Source organism: Dermacoccus sp. GAS27A (assembly GCF_044909235.1).
GTDB lineage: Bacteria > Actinomycetota > Actinomycetes > Actinomycetales > Dermatophilaceae > Dermacoccus > Dermacoccus nishinomiyaensis.
In genome coordinates, this window is the sequence record NZ_JBIYDW010000011.1 from 34384 (window position 1) to 49510 (window position 15127).

The window sequence follows — 15127 nt, forward strand, 5'->3', positions numbered from 1 at the left end:
ATGTCGTGGACGAATCCGACGTGAACGATGCAGCTGCCCGGCCGGGGCCGCGGAGCGCCTCCGCCGCACCGTCGGACGGGCGCGGAGGAACGACGAGTCCGGCCACCTCGGCGTCCGGTGAGGCTCCTGAGCGCGAGGTCAAGCACGTCGCCATGGTGAGCGTCCACACCTCACCGCTGTCGCAGCCCGGGACGGGTGACGCGGGCGGCCTCAACGTCTACGTCGTCGAGACGGCGAAGCGGCTCGCGCAACGCGGCGTCGCCGTCGACATCTTCACGCGGCGCACGAGCGCGTCCGTGGGTGAGCAGGTCGAACTGGCGCCCGGCGTAACCGTCCACCACATCGCCGCCGGGCCGTACGAGGGGCTCGGCAAGGACGATCTGCCGGGCCAGCTGTGCGCGTTCGCGGCCGGCATGATGCGGGTCGGCGCGTCGAAGCCGGAGGGGTACTACGACCTCGTGCATTCCCACTACTGGCTCTCCGGCCAGGTCGGGTGGCTCGCGGCCGACCGGTGGCGGGTGCCTCTCATCCACACGATGCACACGATGGCGAGGGTCAAGAACAGTCAGCTCGCCGCGGGCGACACTCCCGAGCCGGCGGGGCGCGAGATCGGTGAGGAGCAGGTCGTCGACGCGGCCACGACGCTCGTCGCCAACACCCCCGGCGAGGCCCGGGAACTCATCGACCTCTACGGAGCCGACCCGGCGAGGGTCACCGTCGTCACCCCCGGCGTCGACCTCGACGTGTTCAGCGCGGGCGAGGACATCGTCGCCGAACGTCACGCTGCGCGAGCGGAACTCGGTTTCGAGGAGGACGCTGACGTCGTCCTCTTCGTCGGCCGCATCCAGCCGCTCAAGGCGCCCGACGTCCTCGTGCGTGCCGTCGCTCGCATGATCGAGGACGCCCCGTGGCGCCGCGAGAAGCTGCGACTCGTCATCGTCGGCGGGCCGTCGGGCTCAGGCCTCGACAAGCCCCTCGCGCTGCAGGCGCTCGCGCGCGAGCTGGGCGTCAAGGACGTCGTCGACTTCGTGCCGCCCGTCTCGCGGCGCGAACTCGTCACCTGGTTCCATGCGACGGATGTCGTCGCGGTGCCGTCGCACAGCGAGTCGTTCGGGCTCGTCGCGATCGAGGCGTCCGCCTCCGGCACGCCCGTCGTGGCCGCGGCGGTCGGTGGGCTGCCGGCGGCCGTCGGAGACGGCGGCGTCCTCGTCGACGGCCACGACCCGGCGACGTGGGCGCAGGAGCTCGCCGCATTGCTCGACGACCCGCCACGCATCGATGAACTGGGCCGCCGCGCCGCCCGCCACGCTCAGGACCACAGCTGGGACGCGAGCGTCGACAAGCTCCTCGCCGTCTATGAGGACGCGTGCCGGCGGGAGACGAGCTCCGACATCGACGCCTCCCGTGCGCTCGCCGGGGTGCCCAGCGCCATCGTGCCGTGACGGTCTGACGGTCTGAGAGCCCGACGGCCTGACGGGGTGAAGGCCTGACGGGGTGATGCCGCGAGCGGCGACGGCCGCGTAGGTTGGTGTCATGTCTGACGCTGACCTGGTCGAAGCCGCCACCACCCTCGTGCGCGAATGGTTGGAGGCATCCGGCCTCGAATGGGATCTCGGGGCGCGCGAGCGCGAGTTCGTCGTCACGCTGCCGGGGGAGAAGAAGCTCAAGACGGTCGTCTCGCTCGTCGTCGGGGATCGCACGCTCAAGGCGATGGCGTTCGTCGTGCGCAACCCCGACGAGAACCACGAGGACGTCTACCGGCTACTCCTGCAGCGCAACCTGCGCCTGCCGGGCGTCGCCTACGGCATCGACTCCTCCGGCGACGTCTACCTCACCGGCCGACTGCCGCTGGCGGGGCTCGACGCGGCGGGCCTCGACGTCCTGCTCGGCGCGATGCTCGAGGCGAGCGACGGCATCTTCAACGACGTCCTCGCGCGTGGCTTCCTGTCGTCGATGAAAAAAGAATGGCACTGGCGCGTCACGCACGACGAGTCGACGCGCAACCTCGACGCCTTCCGCCACCTCCTCGAGAACGACCGCGACGACGAGGCGAAGGCGGACGATGAGGCGACGGCGAAAGATCCGACCACCGAGCAGTGACGCCCCACCCTCGCGCGGGCGTCGGCGATAGGCTGGAGGTATGACGCACACGCTGATCCTGCTCCGTCACGGAGAGTCCGACTGGAACGCCAAGAACCTGTTCACCGGGTGGGTCGACGTGCCCCTCACCGACAAGGGCAGGGCCGAGGCCACGCACGGCGGTGAACTGCTCGTCGAGAACGGCATCCTGCCCGACGTCGTCCACACGTCGCTGCTACGCCGCGCCATCATGACGTCCAACCTCGCACTCGACGCAGCCGACCGTCACTGGATCCCGGTCAAGCGCAGCTGGCGCCTCAACGAGCGGCACTACGGCGCCCTCCAGGGCAAGAACAAGGCCGAGACGCTCGCCACGTACGGCGAAGAGCAGTTCATGACGTGGCGCCGCTCCTTCGACACGCCCCCGCCGCCCATCGAGAAGGGCAGCGAGTGGAGCCAGGACGCCGACCCGCGCTACGCCGACCTCGGCGACGACGCGCCGCTGACGGAATGCCTCAAGGACGTCATAGAGCGCTTCCTGCCCTACTGGCACGACGAGGTCGTCCCCGACCTGCAGGACGGCAAGACGGTGCTGCTCGCCGCGCACGGCAACTCGCTGCGCGCCGTCGTCAAGCACCTCGACGGCATCAGTGACGACGACATCGTCGGCGTCAACATCCCCACCGGCATGCCCCTCGTCTACGAACTCGACGACAACTTCGAGCCCGTCACCAAGGGTGGACGCTACCTCGACCCCGAAGCCGCCGCCGCAGCCGCTGCCGCCGTCGCCAATCAGGGCAAGAAGTAAGCACCCGCATCTGATGAAGCCCGCCACACCGATCGGTGTGGCGGGCTTCATCAGATCTGGTGCCCAGTGCGCGTTTTGTCTTGCGCGCTTCGTCAACGCTCGGCGACGCTGGAGCTGGCTGGCCTCGCAGGCTCGGCCCTCAGCCCCGCGACGACGAACTTGATCCTCAGTGCGCGTTTTGTCTTGCGCGCTTCGTCAACGCTCGCCGACGCTGGAGCTGGCTGGCCTCGCAGGCTCGGCCCTCAGCCCCGCGACGACGAGCTTGATCCTCAGTGCGCGTCGCGCGAGAGGCCCTCGTCCGGGTTGCCGTAGCGACCCGTCACGAGGTAGACGATGCGGTCGGCGACGGCAACGGCGTGGTCACCGAAGCGCTCGTAGTAGCGCGACAGCAGCGTCGCGTTGACGCCGGCCTCCATGCCGTGCTGCCAGTTGTCGAGCAGCGTCGTGAAGACCTTCTTGTGCAGCTCGTCCATCGCGTCGTCGATACGGCCGATCTCGACGGCCGCGTAGACGTCCTTGGACGAGATCGCATCACCGGTCGCCTTGACGAGACGCTGACCGACGGCCGCCATCTCGGCGATGATCGGGCGCATGTCGTCGGGGACGGCGAGGTTCGGGGCCGCCATGCGGGCGACCTTCGCGATGTGACGGGCGAGGTCGCCCATGCGCTCGATGTCGGAGCTCATGTGCATCGCCGTGACGACCATGCGCAGGTCGGTGGCGACGGGCTGCTGGCGAGCGAGCAGGTCGACGGCGAGGTCGTCGATCTCCCGGCGCAGCGTGTCGATGTCGTCGTCGGCGGCGATGACGCTCTCGGCGACGGTGCGATCGCCCTCGAGCAGGGCGGCGGTGGCGCGCTCGAGAGCGGTGGCCACCATCGTCGTCATCGTGACGAGCTGGTCGGAGATCTTGTCGAGATCCTCGTGGAATGCGTCGCGCATTCGCGTCCTCCTCAGGCTGGCTCCGTGGAGCGCGTGCAGGCATGGCGGATGACCACCCTGCGGTGGTTCCCAGCAGACGTTTCCATGACCTCATGAACGAAGACAAGCGCGAAGGTGAACATCCGGCGACATGTGTGAGGCGCCCGCGCTCAGGGCGCCGCCCGCGGTCATGGTGTGCGTACCCTTGCCCTGTGTCAGACCTCCTCGCCCTCGCCGCCGGTGCAGCCGTCGCCGCTCCGCTGGCCCTGGGCGGGGGATACGCGCTCGGTCGGCGTCCCGAACGACCGCCGCAAGGGGAGACGAGGGGCGCGGCGACAGCCGTGGCCGCGCCGAGCCTGATCGACACCCCTGCCGCGTCAACGACCGACCTCGTGCCGCGCATGCTGTCGCAGGACGCCGCGCGCCTGCTGCGCCTGCTGCGCTCGGGTTGGCTCCTCGTCGACCGTTCTGACCGCGTCGTCGCCTCGAGCGAGGACGCCTCCGCCCTCGGGCTCGTGCGCGACGTCGACCTGCGGCACGAGGAGATGAAGCAGGTCGTGCGCCTCGCACGTCGCGAACGCCGCACCGTCGAAGGCGACCTCGACCTGCCGCGCGGCCCGATCGACGACGCCCGCGTCGACCTCGGCGTCCGCGTCACCCCCCTCAACGACGACCTCGTCGTCGTGCTCGTCGAGGACAGGACGCAAGCGCGTCGCATCGAGGAGACGCGCCGCGACTTCGTCGTCAACGTCTCGCACGAGCTGAAGACGCCCGTCGGCGGGTTGCGGTTGCTCGCCGAGGCCGTCGAGGACGCCGCGGACGACGCGGAGGCCGTCGCGCGCTTCGCCGGCCGCATGAAGACGGAGACGGTGCGCCTCGCGAACCTCGTGCAGGAGATCGTCGACCTGTCGCGCCTGCAGGGCGCCGACACCGTCGCCGCGGCCAAGCCCGTCGACCTCGGCGAGTGCGCCGTCCGCGCGACGGAGGAGACACGGCTGCTCGCCGAGAGCCGCAACATCGAGGTCCTGCTGCGCGCGGACGAAGAATCGCACGTCGTCCTCGGCGACGAGAACCTGCTGACGACGGCCATCCGCAACCTCGTGAGCAACGCCGTCAACTACTCGCCGGCGGACACGCGGATCTCCGTGGTCGTCACGACCGACGACGACGATGTGGCCGTGCAGGTCACCGACCAGGGGATCGGATTGTCCGCGGCCGACGTCGAGCGCATCTTCGAACGCTTCTACCGTGTCGACCCCGCACGCTCCCGTCAGACCGGCGGAACCGGTCTCGGGCTCGCCATCGTCAAGCACGTGTGCGCCAACCACGGCGGCCGCATCCGCGTCTGGAGCGAACCGGGCGTAGGTTCGACGTTCGAGATGCAGTTCCCCTGCTGGAGCGCCGAGCGCGAGCACCACCTCGCCGACCCCGACGCGCCCCTCACCCCCTCAGCCCGCCCGGTGTTCGCGACGAGCGGCGCCCCGACGAAGGAAGTCCAGTGACGCGCATTCTCATCGTGGAGGACGAGGAGTCCTACTCGGAACCGCTCGCGTACATGCTGAAGAAGGAGGGCTACGAGGCCGTCGTCGCAGCCACCGGCCCCGAGGGCATCGACGCCTTCGAGCGCGGCGGCGCGGACCTCGTCCTGCTCGACGTCATGCTGCCCGGCATGTCGGGCGTCGACGTGTGCCGCGAGCTGCGCAGCCGCTCGAGCGTGCCCATCATCATGCTGACGGCGAAGGACAGCGAGATCGACAAGGTCGTCGGCCTCGAGATGGGCGCCGACGACTACGTGACGAAGCCGTACTCCGGGCGCGAGTTGCTCGCGCGCATCAAGGCCGTTCTGCGCCGCCGCGGCGAGGCGGAGGCGGGCGAGAGCGACGAGCTCGTCGTCGGGCCCGTGGCGATGGACGTCGAACGTCACGTCGTCACTGTGGGGGGCAAGGGCGTCGCGATGCCGCTCAAGGAGTTCGAACTGCTCGAGATGCTCATGCGCAACGAGGGGCGCGTCCTCACTCGCATGCAGCTCATCGACCGTGTCTGGGGCAGCGACTACGTCGGTGACACCAAGACCCTCGACGTCCACATCAAGCGCCTGCGCGCCAAGATCGAACCCGACCCTGGCTCGCCACAGCACATCCTGACGGTGCGTGGGCTCGGCTACAAGCTCGAGGCCTGACGCGGAGGACCCTGCGTACCACCCGCACCCCCGGCGCACGACGAAGGCCGGCATCCCGCGCAGGATGCCGGCCTTCGTCAGGCGTGGGACGCGAACACTAGTGGCTCGTGACGGACGTGCCCTTCTCCTCTTCGCCCGTGGGGGCGGGGGTCGATTCGCTGATGCCTACGTCGTGGCCCTCCTTCGGCTCGACGTCCTCGGCGTGCTCGACCGAGGCTGAGCCGTACGGGTACTGGTCGAGCACGACCGGGACGGCGACCTGCGTCGAGCCGCCGGGCGTGGCCTTGAGCGTCATGTCGATCTGGTCGCCCGGCTTCGAGTCGCCGATCGAGGCGACCTCGACGGGGCTGACCTTGGCGGAGCCGTTGCCGTTCGCCTTGCCGTCGAGGCGCACGCTCTGGCCTGCGGGAACGGTGACCTGCGTGTCGGTGCCCGCGACGGAGAGCGTCAGTTGACGATCTTCGTTCGCCTTGTTGTAGACGAGGCCCTCGAGAGCACCCTTGTGCGTCTTGTCGTCGTTGACGATGAGCAGGTTGACGGCCTTGAGGTCACCCACCGTGGCAGAGACACCGTCAGCGGGGTCGTACTGCAGCTCCGTCGTGTACGGGTTGATGACCTGGCCGCAGCCGGTCAGGGTGGCGCCGAGCGTCACGGCGGCAAGAAGCACGCCTGCGCGGCGGCGCTGGGGGTTCATGATTCGTCGCGTCACGTGCCCAAGAGTATCGCCACCGCCGCGCGCATGCGCGCACCGGGTGCAGAGGTGACCGAATCGACACACAACTTTTTCGCCATTCGCCGCGTGTCGCGCACCGCACGCACCTGCGAAGGGGCCTCATCGGGGTGTGCTATGGGCCGGTGGCGAGGTTGGGGACGCCGTCGTTTTGCCCGGAATGGCGCGGCTGCGTGGTATTCTTGGGGTCGCGAAAGGGGCTATTACCACATGGAATTCAAAGTCGGCGAGACCGTCGTTTACCCGCACCATGGAGCCGCCACGATCGAAGAGATCAAGGTGCGCAAGATCAAGGGCGAGGACAAGCAGTACCTCGTGCTCAACGTGGCTCAGGGCGACCTGACCATCGAAGTCCCTGCAGAGAACTGCGACCTCGTCGGCGTGCGTGACGTGGTCGACAAGGCCGGCCTCGAGAAGGTGTTCGAGGTGCTGCGCGCCGAGCACACCGAGGAGCCGACCAACTGGTCGCGCCGGTACAAGGCAAATCTCGAGAAGCTCGCCTCCGGTGACGTCATCAAGGTCGCCGAGGTCGTGCGCGACCTGTGGCGCCGCGACCAGGATCGCGGCCTGTCCGCCGGCGAGAAGCGCATGCTCGCCAAGGCCCGCCAGATCCTCGTCTCCGAGCTGGCGCTCGCCGAGCACACGAACGAGGACAAGGCCGAAGCCACGCTCGACGAGGTCCTCGCGTCCTGAACGCCGGAGCCGTCGTCGTCGCCGCCGGGCTCGGCACCCGTCTCAAGGCGGGCCGACCCAAGGCGCTCGTGACCCTGAGGGGGGCTCCCCTCGTGACGCACGCCGTCCGCCGCATCCTCGCGGCGGGCGGCGTGTCGCACGTCGTCGTCGTCACTCCGGCGACGCACGAGAGCGACTTCGACGAAGCTCTCGCTGAGTTCGACCCCACCCTCGTCACGCGCGTCGGCGGCGGCGCGGAGCGCAGCGACTCGGTGCGGGCGGGCCTCGCCGCGCTCGATGCGTCGTGCGACGCCGTCCTCGTCCACGACGCAGCGCGGTGCCTCGCGCCGCCGTCGCTCGTGGCTCGGGTGCTGGCGGCTCTCGACGACGGCGCTGACGCGGTCGTGCCGGGCGTCGCCGTCGTCGACACGATCAAGCTCGTCGAGGCGCGGGCGGCACAGACGGTCGTCGCGTCGACTCCCGCACGCGCCGCGTTGCGCGCGATCCAGACGCCGCAGGGCTTTCGGCGCTCGGCGCTGCTCGCGGCCCACGCCTGCGGCGCCGACGCCACCGACGACGCCGCGCTCGTCGAGCTCGCAGGAGCGGACGTCGTCGTCGTCGCCGGTGACGATCTCGCCCTCAAGGTGACGACGCCGCTCGACATGGTGCTGGCCGAGCACCTGCTCGCCGCGGACGATGCCGTCGCCGGCGAGGTCACCGACACCCACCCGAGAGGTCAGTCATGACGCACACCGTCTCATCGTCCGGTCAGCCTGAGTCGCCGGTGTCGACGTCGTTGCCGCGCACCGGGATCGGTGTCGACATCCACCCGCTCGCCGACGACGAGCGGGAGCTGTCCCTCGCAGGTCTGACATGGCCGGGGGAGCGTGGCATCGAAGGTCACTCGGACGGCGACGTCGCCTCGCACGCCCTGTGCGACGCGCTCTTCTCGGCTGCCGGGCTGGGCGACCTGGGGCAGCACTTCGGCGTCGACCGCCCCGAACTCGCCGGCGCCCGCGGCGTGACGCTGCTCGCCGAGGCGGCGCGCCTCGTGCGCGAGGCCGGGTACGAGATCGGCAACGCCGCCGTGCAGATCGTCGGAAACCGCCCCAAGATCGGATCGCGTCGCGACGAGGCACAGGCCGCGCTATCGGATGCGCTCGGCGGCGCGACCGTCTCGGTCAGCGGCACGACGAGCGACGGGCTCGGGCTGACGGGCCGAGGCGAGGGAATCGCGGCCATCGCGACCGCGCTCATCGTGCCGCGCGCCTGAGGCGCCACCCGTTCGAGCTGTGTCACGCCGTGATGGCGGTTTCCTGATTCCCCGCCTCGGGCGCTGAAACCCTTGTGATGACGGGGTTATCAGCGCCGGGTACTACATTGGAACCAAAGTCGGGCACATCCGCCGAAGCCACCTCGAAGCGGTGCACCGACCCGTCGAGCCACCTTCCACACGAGGAGATCTTTCGATATGTCCCAGACGGTCAAGGGCGTCATCGCCCGCAGCAAGAACGCCCCGGTCGAACTCGTCGACATCGTCGTGCCCGACCCCGGCCCCGGTGAGGTGGTCGTCGACGTCGAGGCGTGCGGCGTCTGCCACACCGACCTGTCGTACCGCGACGGCGGCATCAACGACGAGTTCCCGTTCCTGCTCGGCCACGAGGCGGCCGGGCGCGTCGAGAAGATCGGCGAGGGCGTGACGAACGTCGAGGTCGGCGACTTCGTCGTGCTCAACTGGCGCGCCGTGTGCGGCGAATGCCGTGCGTGCAAGAAGGGTCAGCCCTGGTACTGCTTCGACACGGCCAACGCGACGCAGAAGATGACGCTGGCCGAGGACGGCACGGAGCTGACGCCCGCTCTCGGGATCGGCGCGTTCATCGACAAGACTCTCGTCGCCGCCGGCCAGTGCACGAAGGTCGAGGAGTCCGACGCAGCCGCGGTCGGCCTGCTCGGCTGTGGCGTCATGGCCGGGTTCGGTGCGGCCGTCAACACCGGCCAGGTCGAACGCGGTGAGTCCGTCGCCGTCATCGGCTGCGGTGGGGTGGGGTGCGCGGCCATCGCCGGTGCCGAGATCGCCGGTGCGGCGCGCATCATCGCCGTCGACATCGACGACGCGAAGCTCGAGACGGCGAAGAAGTTCGGCGCGACCGACACGATCAACTCGAAGAACGTCGACGCCGTCGAGAAGATCCGCGAACTCACCGGCGGGTTCGGCGCCGACGTCGTCATCGACGCCGTCGCACGCCCCGAGACGTACGAGCAGGCGTTCTACGCCCGTGACCTCGCCGGCCGCGTCGTCATGGTCGGCGTGCCGACGCCCGATCTGAAGATCGAACTGCCGATGATCGAGATCTTCGGTCGCGGTGGCGCGCTCAAGTCGAGCTGGTACGGCGACTGCCTGCCCGAGCGCGACTTCCCGGCGCTTGTGGCCCTCTACAAGCAGGGCCGCTTCGACCTCGACGCCTTCGTCACCGAGCGCATCAGCATCGACGCCGTCGAGTCGGCGTTCGAGAAGCTGCACGAGGGTTCGGTGCTGCGTTCGGTGGTGGAACTGTGAGCGCCCCCGCGGGCCCGGAAGCCGTCGTCGCCGACGGCGATCTGCGCATCGAACGCGTCGTCACCTCCGGCACCTTCGAGCTCGACGGCGGTAAGTGGGACGTCGACAACAACGTCTGGCTCATCGGCGACGACGAGCAGGTGATAATCGTCGACCCGGCTCACGAGGCGGCGCCCATCCTCGACGCCGTCGCGGGCCGCGAGGTCGTCGCCATCGTGTGCACGCACGCCCACAATGACCACATCACGGCCGCCGCCGACGTGCGCGCCGCGACAGGTGCGCCCGTCCACCTGCACCCGGGCGACCGCGTGCTGTGGGACATGACGTACGACTGGGCGCCCGACGAGTCGCTGAGCGACGGGGACGAGCTGCGGGTCGCAGGGGCCACCCTGCGCGTCATCCACACCCCGGGGCATGCGCCGGGCGCGTGTTGTCTGTACCTCGAGGCGCTCGACGTCGTGTTCACGGGCGACACGTTGTTCCAGGGCGGCCCCGGTGCGACCGGTCGGTCGTACTCGGACGAGGACACGCTGCTCGCCTCGATCCGCACGTCGTTGTTCACGCTGCCGGGCCACACCACCGTCCTGACGGGCCACGGTGACGCGACGAGCATCGCGGCCGAGAGCGCCACGATCGGAGCCGGGTCCGAGCAGTGAGCATCCGAGGGTGACCCGCGTGTTCCTGCGCGGTGGTTCGACGGACGTGGCGCAGACTGAGAGGATGCGTCGCCCGTCGAGCCTGCCCCTCGCCCACACCCGCCCCGATCGTCGCCTCGTGCACACCGGGGCGATCCTGGTCGGCGTCATCACGCTCGGGGCCGTCGGCGCCGGATGCTCCTCGGACACGAATCACTCGGCGCCCGCGGCGAACGTGTCGTCGGGCGCTGGGGGCTCGGCGGCGGGAACGCACTCGGGCGCTGAACCGCCCGGGTCGCCGGCGAGTTCGTCGAGTGCCGCGCCTGCGGCGACCATCACCATCGCCTCGAACGTCGCCCAGGGCTCGCCCCTGGGGTTGTCGCAGCCGGTGACGGTGAGTGCGAAGGGCGCCGATTCGAGCCCGGCACAGGTCACGGACGTCACCGTCACCGACGCGGCGGGCAAGAGCGTCGAGGGCAACTACGACGCGAGCGCGGGCACCTGGACGCCGGCCGGCCTGTTGACCAAGAGCGGCTCGTACACCGTGACGGCCACGGCCAAGACCTCGGACGGGCAGAGCGCGACGAACTCGCGGACCCTCCTCGCTGCCGCGAACGGTGAGAGCACGACCGGCCTCTACGCCGTCACGCCGTTCAAGCGCTCGAACGTCGGCAACGCTCAGCCGGTCGTGCTGACGTTCAGCCAGGCCGTGCCGCAGGCGCAGCGCGCCGAGGTCGCCAAGCGGTTCACCGTGAAGGACACGGCGAACGTGGAGGGCGCGTGGCGTTGGGTAAGCCCGACGCGCCTCGACTACCGCCCGAAGAACAAGTGGCCGGTCGGCGACAGCGTCACCGTCACCGGCTCGATCCAGGGCATGCCGATCGGCCAGACCTGGGGCGCGGGCACGCTCGGTGACGTCGGCTTCGACGTCACCTCCGACCTCGAGGCGGTGTACGACCCCGCGACGCACGAGGTCACCGTCAGCGAGGGTGGCAAGGTCACCCGCGTCATGAAGTCGGGTGGTGGCAAGAAGGGCTTCGAGAGCCTCACCGGCAAGATGGTCGTGACGGGCAAGGAGCGGACGGTACGCATGACGTCGTGCAGCGTCGGCATCTCCTGCACGCCCGGCGAGGCGAACTACTACGACGAGCAGATCAACAACGCCGTTCAGGTCTCCGAATCGGGCACCTACCTGCACGCCGCACCCTGGGACGACCTCATCGGCAAGGCGGACACATCGCACGGATGCTTCCACCTGTCGGCCGCCGACGCGAAGTGGTTCTACGACAAGGTGCTGCCCGGCAACCTGTTCGTCTCCAAGGGCACGAACAACCCCGTCTCCGTGACGAACGGCGAGGGCGACTGGAACCTCACCTGGCAGCAGTGGATCTCCTGAGCCACTGATCGACGCTGCGCCGCTCGATGGTGGGCAGGCGCCCGGGCGGGGCGTCAGGGCTGCGCGTCGCCGATAGACTGTGCGGCGTGAGCCTGCAGATCTTCGACACCGCCACGCGCGAACTGCGCGACTTCGAACCAGTTGAGCCCGGCAAGGTCGGCATCTACATCTGTGGGCTGACGACGCAGGGTTCGCCGCACATCGGTCACCTGCGCTTCGCCGTCGCGTTCGACGTGCTGCGCAACTGGCTGACGCGCGGTCACGGCTACGACGTCACGCTCGTGCGCAACGTCACCGACATCGACGACAAGATCCTGCGCAAGTCCGCGGAGGCGGGGGAGCCCTGGTTCGCGTGGAGCTACCTTCACGAACGTGAGACGAGCGACGCGCTCGACATCCTCGGCGTTCAGCGACCGACGTACGAGCCGCGCGCGACAGGGCACGTCACCGACATGGTCGAACTCATGGAACTGCTCATCGAACGCGGCCATGCCTACCCGGCAGCCGACGGTTCGGGCGACGTCTACTTCGACGTGAAGAGCTTCGACGAGTACGGCGCGCTGACGCGGCAGAAGCTCGACGACATGGAAGACGCCGCTGACGCCGACCCGCGTGCGAAGCGCGACCCCCGCGACTTCGCGCTGTGGAAGGGCCGCAAGGCCGACGAGCCGGCGTCCGCGAACTGGCCGACGCCGTGGGGTGAGGGGCGCCCCGGTTGGCACCTCGAGTGCTCCGCGATGGCGCGTCGTTGGCTCGGTGACACGTTCGACATCCACGGCGGCGGCATCGACCTGCGCTTCCCGCACCACGAGAACGAGCAGGCGCAGTCACGCGCCGCAGGTCTCGGTTTCGCGCGCTACTGGATGCACAACGGCTGGGTGACGCTGAGCGGCGAGAAGATGAGCAAGTCGCTCGGCAACACGCTGTCCGTCACGGAGCTGACGAAGACGGTGCGCCCGCTCGTGCTGCGCTACTACCTCGGCTCGGTGCACTACCGTTCGACGATCGAGTACACGTCCGATTCGCTGGCGGAAGCGAACGCCGCCGTCGAGCGAATCGAGGGTTTCCTGCGTCGCGCCCTCGGCGAGGACGCCGTCCTGACGAGCGCCGACCTCGCCGACGTCGAACTGCCCGAGGCGTTCGTCGCGACGATGGACGACGACCTCAACGTCTCCGGCGCGCTCGCAGCGTGCTTCGACGCCATCCGCGAGGGCAACACCGCCATCGACGAGGCCGATGTGCGGCGCGTCGAAGAGCTCGCGCTGCAGGTCGCCGCGATGACCGACGTCCACGGCGTCAACCCGCTCGACCCGAAGTGGTCGAGCAACGGATCGGCCGGCGGTGACGAGACGAAGCGTGCGCTCGGCGCACTCGTCGACGCTCTCGTCGAGCAACGCAAGACCGCACGTGCGGCGAAGGACTTCGCGACGGCAGACATCATCCGCGACCAGCTGGCCGACGCCGGCGTCGTGGTCGAAGACACCCCCGACGGCGCCCGCTGGAGCGTGGCGCGTACGGGTCGAAAGGACAACGACTGATGCCAGGCAACTCATCGCGCCGCGGTGCGATCCGCAAGGGAGCGTCGAAGAAGGGCGCGACGACCGGCAGCGGCGGTCAGCGCCGACGCGGGCTCGAGGGCAAGGGCCCGACGCCGCGCGCGGAGGAGCGCCCGAACCACAAGGCGTACAAGTCGGCGCAGCGCTCCGGCGCCGCCAAGAACGCGCCCAACGCGCGACGTTCGAGCGGTGCGCGCCGCGACCGGACGTCGAGCGAGATCATCGCCGGGCGCAACTCGGTGCTCGAGGCGTTGCGTGTCGGCGTGCCTGCCGCGACGCTGTACGTCGCGAGCCGCATCGACTCCGACGACCGCGTGCGCGAGACGCTCAAGATCGCGCAGGAGCAGGGCGTCGCGATGCTCGAGACGCCGCGCGGTGAACTTGATCGGCTCACGGACGGCGCGGTGCACCAGGGCCTCGCGCTGCAGGTGCCGCCGTACGAGTACGCGCATCCGAGCGACCTCATCGACCCCGAATTGCCCGGCACGCCGCTCGTCGTCGCGCTCGACGGCATCACCGATCCCCGCAACCTCGGCGCCATCGTGCGTTCGACGGCGGCGTTCGGCGGCCACGGCGTCGTCATCCCGCAGCGTCGCAGCGCGGGCATGACCGCGTCGGCGTGGAAGACATCGGCGGGCGCCGCGGCACGCATCCCCGTCGCGCAGGCGAGCAACCTGACGGCCGCGCTCAAGGAGTTCAAGAAGGCGGGCTTTTTCGTCATCGGCCTCGACATGGACGGTGACGTCGACCTGCCCGGCCTCGAGCTCGCCGACCGGCCGCTCGTCGTCGTCGTCGGCTCCGAGGGCAAGGGCCTGTCGCGTCTCGTCAGCGAGACGTGCGACCAGATCGTCTCTGTGCCGATGAGCTCCGCGGTCGAGTCGCTCAACGCCGGCATCGCGACGTCCGTGACGCTGTATCAGGTGGCCGTCAACCGCGGGCTGGGCTCGACGCGCTGAGCCCCGGAGGTCGGATGCGGGAGGCTCCAGACCCGTATCGTGGTACGTCCAGGCACCATGATGAACGAGAGGGAGACCTTCACCATGTCGAACCACGACTCCTACGACGGATACCAGCCCGGCGATGGCCAGAACCCCGGTCACTACGGTCAGCCGAACCAGTACGACCAGACCGGTGACCAGGGGCAGTACGGGCAGTACGGTCAGCCGCACCAGAGCCAGTCGAACCAGTACGGCGCCCACACGTCCTACGACCAGACGCAGGCCAACCCCACGGCCGGCGCCCAGGCGTACGGGCAGCAGGTGCCCGCTGATCAGTCCCTGTCCGGCACCGGGTTCTTCAAGGCGCTGTTCGACTTCTCGTTCTCGACGTTCATCACGCCGAAGATCGTCAAGTTCGCCTACGCCATCTCCGTTGGCGCTCTGGGGCTGTTGTGGGTCTTCATGGTGATCGGCGGCTTCGCGGACAACGCGGCGTCGGGTTTGCTCGCTCTCATCATCGGCCCCGTCCTCATCTTGCTGTACCTCGTCTTCATCCGGATGACGCTCGAGTTCTACGTCGCGATCGTTCGCATGAGCGAGGACATCCACCAGCGTCTGCGCTGACGCGTGCCCTGACGCGAAACGGCCCGGTTCCCT

At 69.4% G+C, this 15127-nt stretch carries 16 protein-coding genes; 14 read left to right on the plus strand and 2 right to left on the minus strand.

Annotation, left to right across the window (positions count from 1 at the left end):
• The first annotated feature begins 5 nt into the window (after nucleotides 1-5).
• The 3 genes from mshA (at nucleotide 6) to ABH936_RS11840 (ending at nucleotide 2887) form a co-directional block, all read left to right on the plus strand.
• Nucleotides 6-1442 (plus strand): D-inositol-3-phosphate glycosyltransferase, encoded by a 1437-nt coding sequence (gene mshA / locus ABH936_RS11830; RefSeq protein WP_081873733.1) that lies wholly within the window; start codon nucleotides 6-8, stop codon nucleotides 1440-1442.
• 91 nt (nucleotides 1443-1533) lie between these two features.
• Nucleotides 1534-2100 carry a YbjN domain-containing protein gene (locus ABH936_RS11835; protein WP_038569334.1) on the plus strand — a complete coding sequence of 189 codons (567 nt, stop codon included), beginning with the start codon at nucleotides 1534-1536 and terminating at the stop codon, nucleotides 2098-2100.
• A 40-nt stretch (nucleotides 2101-2140) separates the two neighbouring features.
• Complete coding sequence (locus ABH936_RS11840; protein ID WP_038569333.1) at nucleotides 2141-2887, plus strand: phosphoglyceromutase; 747 nt, start codon at nucleotides 2141-2143, stop codon at nucleotides 2885-2887.
• Between the two features lie 269 nt (nucleotides 2888-3156).
• On the opposite strand, the gene phoU is transcribed toward ABH936_RS11840, so the two are convergent.
• Nucleotides 3157-3828 carry a phosphate signaling complex protein PhoU gene (gene phoU / locus ABH936_RS11845; RefSeq protein ID WP_038569331.1) on the minus strand — a complete coding sequence of 224 codons (672 nt, stop codon included), beginning with the start codon at nucleotides 3826-3828 and terminating at the stop codon, nucleotides 3157-3159.
• Between the two features lie 191 nt (nucleotides 3829-4019).
• On the opposite strand from phoU, the gene ABH936_RS11850 reads away from it, so the two are divergent.
• Both ABH936_RS11850 and ABH936_RS11855 read left to right on the plus strand, forming a co-directional pair.
• Nucleotides 4020-5309: a cell wall metabolism sensor histidine kinase WalK gene (locus tag ABH936_RS11850; RefSeq protein ID WP_235181945.1), complete on the plus strand. Its 1290-nt coding sequence runs from the start codon at nucleotides 4020-4022 to the stop codon at nucleotides 5307-5309.
• Nucleotides 5306-5986, plus strand: coding sequence for a response regulator transcription factor (locus ABH936_RS11855; protein ID WP_038569328.1), 681 nt, complete (start codon nucleotides 5306-5308; stop codon nucleotides 5984-5986). The genes ABH936_RS11850 and ABH936_RS11855 overlap by 4 nt, the downstream gene beginning before the upstream one ends.
• 97 nt (nucleotides 5987-6083) lie before the next feature.
• Here ABH936_RS11855 and ABH936_RS11860 read toward each other — a convergent pair whose 3' ends face one another.
• Complete coding sequence (locus tag ABH936_RS11860; protein WP_038569326.1) at nucleotides 6084-6680, minus strand: hypothetical protein; 597 nt, start codon at nucleotides 6678-6680, stop codon at nucleotides 6084-6086.
• A 246-nt stretch (nucleotides 6681-6926) separates the two neighbouring features.
• On the opposite strand from ABH936_RS11860, the gene ABH936_RS11865 reads away from it, so the two are divergent.
• From ABH936_RS11865 to ABH936_RS11905, 9 genes are all read left to right on the plus strand, one after another.
• Nucleotides 6927-7409 (plus strand): CarD family transcriptional regulator, encoded by a 483-nt coding sequence (locus tag ABH936_RS11865; protein ID WP_006946459.1) that lies wholly within the window; start codon nucleotides 6927-6929, stop codon nucleotides 7407-7409.
• On the plus strand, nucleotides 7406-8134 hold the full coding sequence (gene ispD / locus ABH936_RS11870; protein ID WP_165583998.1) for a 2-C-methyl-D-erythritol 4-phosphate cytidylyltransferase: 729 nt from the start codon (nucleotides 7406-7408) through the stop codon (nucleotides 8132-8134). Before ABH936_RS11865 ends, ispD begins: the two co-directional genes overlap by 4 nt.
• A complete protein-coding gene (gene ispF, locus ABH936_RS11875) occupies nucleotides 8131-8661 on the plus strand; it encodes a 2-C-methyl-D-erythritol 2,4-cyclodiphosphate synthase (protein ID WP_051806141.1) in 531 nt (176 codons plus the stop codon). Before ispD ends, ispF begins: the two co-directional genes overlap by 4 nt.
• 198 nt (nucleotides 8662-8859) lie before the next feature.
• On the plus strand, nucleotides 8860-9945 hold the full coding sequence (locus ABH936_RS11880) for an S-(hydroxymethyl)mycothiol dehydrogenase (RefSeq protein WP_038569317.1): 1086 nt from the start codon (nucleotides 8860-8862) through the stop codon (nucleotides 9943-9945).
• Nucleotides 9942-10601 (plus strand): MBL fold metallo-hydrolase, encoded by a 660-nt coding sequence (locus ABH936_RS11885; protein WP_051806139.1) that lies wholly within the window; start codon nucleotides 9942-9944, stop codon nucleotides 10599-10601. The genes ABH936_RS11880 and ABH936_RS11885 overlap by 4 nt, the downstream gene beginning before the upstream one ends.
• 10 nt (nucleotides 10602-10611) lie before the next feature.
• On the plus strand, nucleotides 10612-11976 hold the full coding sequence (locus tag ABH936_RS11890) for an Ig-like domain-containing protein (protein ID WP_404603339.1): 1365 nt from the start codon (nucleotides 10612-10614) through the stop codon (nucleotides 11974-11976).
• 86 nt (nucleotides 11977-12062) lie between these two features.
• Complete coding sequence (cysS, locus tag ABH936_RS11895; protein ID WP_404603340.1) at nucleotides 12063-13514, plus strand: cysteine--tRNA ligase; 1452 nt, start codon at nucleotides 12063-12065, stop codon at nucleotides 13512-13514.
• Entirely contained in the window at nucleotides 13514-14488 is a 975-nt protein-coding gene (gene rlmB / locus ABH936_RS11900; protein WP_006946440.1) for a 23S rRNA (guanosine(2251)-2'-O)-methyltransferase RlmB, read from the plus strand. Before cysS ends, rlmB begins: the two co-directional genes overlap by 1 nt.
• Before the next feature lie 84 nt (nucleotides 14489-14572).
• Nucleotides 14573-15094: a DUF4282 domain-containing protein gene (locus ABH936_RS11905; RefSeq protein ID WP_404603341.1), complete on the plus strand. Its 522-nt coding sequence runs from the start codon at nucleotides 14573-14575 to the stop codon at nucleotides 15092-15094.
• The last annotated feature ends 33 nt before the right edge of the window (nucleotides 15095-15127 follow it).

Excerpts from the sequence above, each read along its gene's own strand:
- ABH936_RS11835 (WP_038569334.1), top strand. The coding sequence starts at position 1,534 with ATGTCTGACGCTGACCTGGTCGAAGCCGCCACCACCCTCGTGCGCGAA.
- ABH936_RS11840 (WP_038569333.1), top strand. The coding sequence starts at position 2,141 with ATGACGCACACGCTGATCCTGCTCCGTCACGGAGAGTCCGACTGGAAC.
- phoU (WP_038569331.1), bottom strand. The coding sequence starts at position 3,828 with ATGCGCGACGCATTCCACGAGGATCTCGACAAGATCTCCGACCAGCTC.
- ABH936_RS11860 (WP_038569326.1), bottom strand. The coding sequence starts at position 6,680 with ATGAACCCCCAGCGCCGCCGCGCAGGCGTGCTTCTTGCCGCCGTGACG.
- ABH936_RS11865 (WP_006946459.1), top strand. The coding sequence starts at position 6,927 with ATGGAATTCAAAGTCGGCGAGACCGTCGTTTACCCGCACCATGGAGCC.
- ispF (WP_051806141.1), top strand. The coding sequence starts at position 8,131 with ATGACGCACACCGTCTCATCGTCCGGTCAGCCTGAGTCGCCGGTGTCG.
- ABH936_RS11880 (WP_038569317.1), top strand. The coding sequence starts at position 8,860 with ATGTCCCAGACGGTCAAGGGCGTCATCGCCCGCAGCAAGAACGCCCCG.
- rlmB (WP_006946440.1), top strand. The coding sequence starts at position 13,514 with ATGCCAGGCAACTCATCGCGCCGCGGTGCGATCCGCAAGGGAGCGTCG.
- ABH936_RS11905 (WP_404603341.1), top strand. The coding sequence starts at position 14,573 with ATGTCGAACCACGACTCCTACGACGGATACCAGCCCGGCGATGGCCAG.